The sequence below is a fragment of the Mycobacterium sp. genome, assembly GCF_049585075.1.
Taxonomy (GTDB): Bacteria; Actinomycetota; Actinomycetes; order Mycobacteriales; family Mycobacteriaceae; genus Mycobacterium.
The window spans coordinates 1-5,645 of the sequence record NZ_JBAUZA010000231.1 but is presented as its reverse complement, the minus strand read 5'-3'; the positions used below and the strand labels follow the sequence as shown (position 1 = coordinate 5,645).

6 protein-coding genes and 1 pseudogene are annotated in these 5,645 nt (G+C 63.3%); 5 read left to right on the top strand and 2 right to left on the bottom strand.

All coding sequences use genetic code 11. The features are described from left to right. From WB785_RS11085 to WB785_RS11065, 5 genes and pseudogenes are all read left to right on the top strand, one after another. A pseudogene (locus tag WB785_RS11085) lies at window positions 1–265 on the top strand (RDD family protein); the annotation flags it as partial. Window positions 266–268: 3 nt separating this feature from the next. Further along, window positions 269–814 (top strand): hypothetical protein, encoded by a 546-nt coding sequence (locus WB785_RS11080; RefSeq protein ID WP_424079131.1) that lies wholly within the window; start codon window positions 269–271, stop codon window positions 812–814. Then, window positions 811–1,422 (top strand): mammalian cell entry protein, encoded by a 612-nt coding sequence (locus WB785_RS11075; protein WP_424079130.1) that lies wholly within the window; start codon window positions 811–813, stop codon window positions 1,420–1,422. The genes WB785_RS11080 and WB785_RS11075 overlap by 4 nt, the downstream gene beginning before the upstream one ends. Then, window positions 1,389–2,117: a mammalian cell entry protein gene (locus WB785_RS11070; protein ID WP_424079128.1), complete on the top strand. Its 729-nt coding sequence runs from the start codon at window positions 1,389–1,391 to the stop codon at window positions 2,115–2,117. Before WB785_RS11075 ends, WB785_RS11070 begins: the two co-directional genes overlap by 34 nt. A 7-nt stretch (window positions 2,118–2,124) precedes the next feature. Next, window positions 2,125–2,826 carry a YoaK family protein gene (locus tag WB785_RS11065; RefSeq protein ID WP_424079126.1) on the top strand — a complete coding sequence of 234 codons (702 nt, stop codon included), beginning with the start codon at window positions 2,125–2,127 and terminating at the stop codon, window positions 2,824–2,826. On the opposite strand, the gene WB785_RS11060 is transcribed toward WB785_RS11065, so the two are convergent. Continuing rightward, window positions 2,819–3,907 (bottom strand): phosphodiester glycosidase family protein, encoded by a 1,089-nt coding sequence (locus WB785_RS11060; RefSeq protein WP_424079125.1) that lies wholly within the window; start codon window positions 3,905–3,907, stop codon window positions 2,819–2,821. The genes WB785_RS11065 and WB785_RS11060 overlap by 8 nt on opposite strands. A 134-nt stretch (window positions 3,908–4,041) precedes the next feature. Continuing rightward, window positions 4,042–5,451, bottom strand: a complete 1,410-nt coding sequence (locus WB785_RS11055; RefSeq protein WP_424079124.1) for an ABC transporter permease — start codon at window positions 5,449–5,451, stop codon at window positions 4,042–4,044. Window positions 5,452–5,645: the final 194 nt, after the last annotated feature.

The window sequence follows — 5,645 nt, the reverse complement described above, 5'->3', positions numbered from 1 at the left end:
GTTTTACAGCGCATGGTGGTGGGCGAGCCTCGCCGTCCTTGCGACCGCCATGCTGCTGGCATGGGTTAACCGGGTGATATTGCCGGCGGTCAGCGGTTGGAGCCTGGGGCGTGCGCTAATGGGGATAGCAGTCGTGCACCAGGGCGGTGCTTCTGTCGGCGTGGGGCGACTGCTGTGCAGAGAGCTTGCCCACGCGCTCGACACCTATTCGGTCTGCATCGGTTGGCTATGGCCGCTGTGGGATCCACGGCGGCGTACCTTCGCCGACTTGCTGCTCGGCACCGAGGTGCACCGGGTCGAACCGGACAGTCGACCAGCAGGCATCGGGCGAAAGGCCGCTACCGTCGTGGCCGCCGCGGCGTTGCTGTGCATCGCCGGCGCAGGATCAAGCGTCGTGGCAGTCTATCTGCCTGATAGGGCGGCTGACCGGACGCGCGACGCCATTTCGGTGCAGGGACCGAAGATTGTCGCCGAAATGCTTTCCTACGACCCGAAATCACTGAAGCAGCAATTCGAGCGGGCTCAATCGCTGACGACCGACGGATACCGGCCGAAGCTGGTCGAACAACAAGAGGCCGCGAAGAAACGCCGACCCATCGTTAATGAGTACTGGGCGGTCGACAGCACCGTGCTGTCCGCGGCGCGAAACCGCGCCACGATGCTGCTTTTTCTGCAGGGGCACCGCGGCGACGGGAACGAGCAACGCCCCATCTCCGCCACAGTGCGGGTTTCATTCAAGGCCGAAGGCGGGCGTTGGCTCGTCGACAACCTGGATCCAGTGGCAAAACCAAGACCCGTTCAGGGGCAAAAATGAGCCCCCGCCGCCGAATCCAACCTGACGAGGTGCCGTTCTTCGACGGGCGGGCGCCCAAATCAAGGCTCTGGTCGAGGTTGCGGCTGCGGTTGAAACCGCCGCGGCAGTGGTGGAAGCCGTCGCGGGGTTGGGCGATGCCGGTAGCCATGGTCGTCGCGGGAATCCTTGCGGCTAGCGGGATCACGATATCCTCACTCGTTCTGGTCAATCAGAGATCGCATCACGAGGTGGCGATGAGGGAAGTCGACGTGCTCGGCTTCGTTCGATCGTTCATGAGCGGGTTCACGACGTTGGACCCGTTCAACGCCAACGCCTATGTGGACCGGGTATTAGCCCAGGCGACAGGTGATTTCGCCAAACAATACCGCGACGAGAAGAACCAGATCCTCATCCAGACCGCTCAGGCGGAACCGACCAAAGGCACCACTCGCGAAGCTGGGGTGGAGAGATGGAACGATGACGGCAGCGCGAATGTTCTGGTGGCCACCGACATCACGTTTAAGACGCCGGACCAGAAGCAGATAATCGATAACATAATTCGCTGGGTGGTAACTGCTCAGCGGGAAGGCGACCAGTGGAAGATCAGCAACCTGCAGAAGGTGATCTGACCGACGAGATTTCCGACCGCCAGTCGGGACTCGACCTCTCCGTCGACACGGTCGAAACCGAAGCCGGACGACTTGAATCGGACGCTGGCGACGAAATCGACGACGGCACAACCGAAGACGATGAGGCAGGGGCCGAAGACACGTTGCCGGCGGCCGAACCCGTCCGGCGCCAGCGTCGGCCCGCTGGCAGATGGTCGGTGATCGCGGCGGCTGTCGCGGCCGTATTGTTCGTCGGCTCCGCCGCGTTCGCAGGCGCGACCCTGCAACCGTATGTGAAGGATCAGGCCACCGTGGCTACCAAGCTGCGCATCGCCCGCACTGCCGCGAATGCGATCACCACGCTGTGGACTTACAACCCGCAGAACATGGACAAGCTGGCTGATCGGGCGGCGCAGTACCTCAGCGGTGATTTCCAGGCCTCCTACCGCAAATACATCGACGCGATCGTGGCGCCCAACAAGCAGGCACAAATCACCAACAGCACACAGGTCACCGGGGCAGCGGTGGAGTCGTTGAACGGTCCGGATGCCACCGCCATCGTCTACACCAACAGCAGTTCCACCAGCCCGGCCACCAAAGACATTCCCTCGCTGAAGTACCTGTCCTATCGGCTGGTGATGAAACGCGATCACGCGCGATGGCTGGTGACCAAAATGACGACCATCACCTCGCTGGATTTGACGCCCAAATTCTAAGGACCGCATGGCCGCTGACGTGATGGCCTCGCCGGTATCGGACCGATTGACGGTTGCCGCGCTGCTGCTGTTGACATTCGCGACCGGGCTGGTCGATGCGATCAGCGTGCTGGTACTCGGTCATGTCTTCGTCGCGAACATGACCGGGAACATCATCTTCCTCGGGTTCTGGTTCGTCCCCCGGGCGGGCGTCGATCTGACCGCCGCAATCGTTGCATTCGTTAGTTTTCTCTCCGGCACCGTACTCGGCGGCCGGCTGACCCGGCACTTCGGCGTGCAGACTCGTCGGTGGCTCACGACCGCGCTGGGCATCGAAGTCGTCATGTTGGTGGTGCTGTCGATCCTGGCCGGCACGGGTGCGCTGAGCTATCAAGCCAACACCAAACTATTTTTGATTGGCGGGCTGGCAACGACGTTCGGCGTGCAGAATGCCACGGCACGCCAGTTCGGCATACAAGAGATGAGCACCACCGTGCTCACGTCGACGGTCGTCGGCATCGGTGTCGACAGCAGGCTGGCCGGTGGCAGCGGGCAACGCGAAAAGCTGCGCTACAGCGTTATATTCGCAATGTGCGGCGGGGCCATCGTCGGCGCCACGTTGTCGCGGTTCACCGTGGCCCCGGTGATCGCGTTGGCTGCGGCGGTGGTTGCGGTCAGCCTGCTGATCTTCCGGTTCGGGCCTGATCACACCGCCGCCGAACCTAATTGAAAGCGAGCCAGCTAGGTAGTGAGCGCTCGCGCGAGTCGCAAAGTACCTCCCGGGTATCGCAATTCCCCTTCGGCACGCCGGCCCCGGCCCACATGCCACCGGTGTCGCGGCGCAGCACGATGGCCGATGACCCGCCGCCGTCGAGCAGGATAGCGGTGTCGCTGCCCAAGCCGCGGAACAGGTCCTGGATGTTGTCCGGCGTGTAGCTGCCGCCTTGGAACACATACATTTCGTCGCGGGGTCGCGAATAGGCAAGAGCCGTGCGCGCGGCGCTGGGACCACCGTCATGGAGCTGCCCGGTGCTGCCCGGGGATAACAGCCCAAGCCCGCTCACTGCGACGAATGACTCGCCTCGGTCGACCAAGCCGGTGACGACCGAAGTAGCGGCATCGTAGTCATGACCGTCCCGGCCCCCCCTGGGCCACAACACCGATGGCGGGCCATGGGTCGGCAGGACCATCGTCGCCAGTGCACTCCAGTTTTCGCCCCCACCGGACAGACCTTGCTTACCCGCATAGGGAATCGTGCCGGTGACTGCCTGATTGGCGTGGCCCTGGCCGTGAGTGTTGTCGACGTAGGCACCCAGCGGTGAACTACACCCGGTGGACCGCCATGAGCCCGACTTCTGGCCGCGGACGTCGAAGAAGTTCGCGTTGATGGCGATCGTCGGCTGGCCCATCGCCTGCCACGCCTGCACGGGAGCGTAAGTCTCCGAGGCCTGCATCAGCCCGTCGCCGGTGCGCGCACCGGGATTGCGTTCACAGCGTGCCTGGTAGCCGGTATGGCTGTCCACCAGCAGATGTGGTGAAAGCCGTTGCGAGGCACCCTTGATGATCATCAGGTGGCCTCCGCTGCCGCCGTCATACCAGCTACCGCCGGCGTTGAGCATCGGCGCCGGATGGCCACCGCCGAAGTTGTACACCAGGTAGGAGCCTTGGGTGTTGGCGATGGCACTGGCCAATAGGTCGCGGGCCTCCGCGCGCGCGATCGGCTGCCCGGTGCTGGTAGCCAGCGTCAGGAACAGCGCCGTCACGGCGCAGCAAGCGACGGTGCGCCGGAAGGCGGCGACGACAGACGGCACGGTTGCCCTTTCGGCACGAAAGTTGGTACAACCAGCACAACATCAACCCCGGCGATAACGCGGTAAAGTCGCATAACAGTCGCGTGACGGTTTAGGCGCGGTCCAATTACGTTCGGCCGCTGGCCATTTGCGTACTACTCCGGCGCGCCGGTCGACTCTGTTATCCACTCGGCGGTGCCGGTCGGTTCGGATGGACTCGTCGCCTCGGTCGAAGCCTCGAGTCCCGGCGGAAGCCGGTGATACCCACGGCGGTCATAGATCCAGGTGACGATGCCGCCAAGCAGCACACCGATGACGAGTCCGACGGTGGTCATCGTCAGCGCATGCGATAACCCCGCGTCGGCTTGACCGTTGAGATACAGCAGCGCCCGCGCACCCAAGAACACGTGGTGCATCGGCTCGAATTTCGCCAGCCAGTCGAAGAACTGCGGCGTGGCCTCCAACGGCACCGTGGCACCCGCCGACGGCAACCCCAGGATGACGAACACAAACATGCTTACCAGTAGACCGAGTGAACCGAGCACGGCGATCAGCGACGTGGACGTGATACCGACTGCCGCGATCGCGAAGACCCCGAAGAGCCATAACGGCAAGGCGTGCTGGATCGGCATACCCAGCCGCGACGCGATCAATATGTAGACGGCAGACGTCAGCAACGCCAGCACTACCATCAGCGCCCATTTGATCAACAGTGTTCGGAATCGAGAGATCTTCACCTGTTCGGCGAACCGATAGACCGGACCGAATTCGGCGGGCACAAAGCCGAGCATCGAGTCCACCAGCATGCTGACCACGATGCTGCCGGTGAAGCCGGCCAACACCAGCAACAGCGAATAGTAGAACGCGGACAGCCCATTTCCGGTCCCGTCCGGTAGCGCATCGTGCACCGTGGATTCGACTTGGATCGGATTCATCAGCATCAACGTGACAGCAGCGGGCAGGTGTCCTGGTCCCGTTTGCTGCGCTACTTCCTGCGAAAGCCGTTCGCCCACACGGTGATCCACCATCGCGATGGCACGCGTCAGCGTCTGATTGGCGATGCTGGCCCCCAGGGTGCCCGCCCGCGGATTCGTCGAGACGAGGATGATGGGGCGCTCGACGCGGCCGGGGTTGAGCGCGCTTTTCGCAAACGCCTGCAGCCTGGACGAAAAGTTGGGCGGTATCACCGCGACCCCGTAAATCTGTGCGGTATCAAGTTGGTTCTTGGCGTCGTTGTGGGATAGCACGCGGACGTCGTATGCTTCGTCCTTCTCAAAACCGGCGAGCAATCCCTTGACGACCTGTGCACCGGTAGGCCCCGCATCCTCGTTCACCACGGCGATGGGGAAGTGTCGCAGGTTGGTCATCGGCCGCAGGATTCCGCCGAGGTAGAAAGCGGCCAGCGCCGCCAGGACGATCAGCGTGACGACGATCGGGACGGTCCAGAACCGCACCGTCCGCGTCGCTTTGGGGTTGGCAAGATCGGATTGGGGCACGTCATCTGGGTGCGGTGGTGCGGCCACATCCGCTTCGGGTGCGGCGTGCCGGCCCGTGGGTTCAGACATAACGGACTCCTGTTCGTCCGGCCCACCCTATGCTGCCGGTCGCGGTGTTTGTGCTTACGCCGCGATATTTTCCAGGCCATAGGCGTGGTTGCGTCAGTCGCTGAGCGATGCGTGCATCTCCCAGACCAAAATTTCGGAGGCCTCATGGGCCGTGACTCGCGCGTTGTTCGAGGCGGTGAGCCGCACCGCATCGC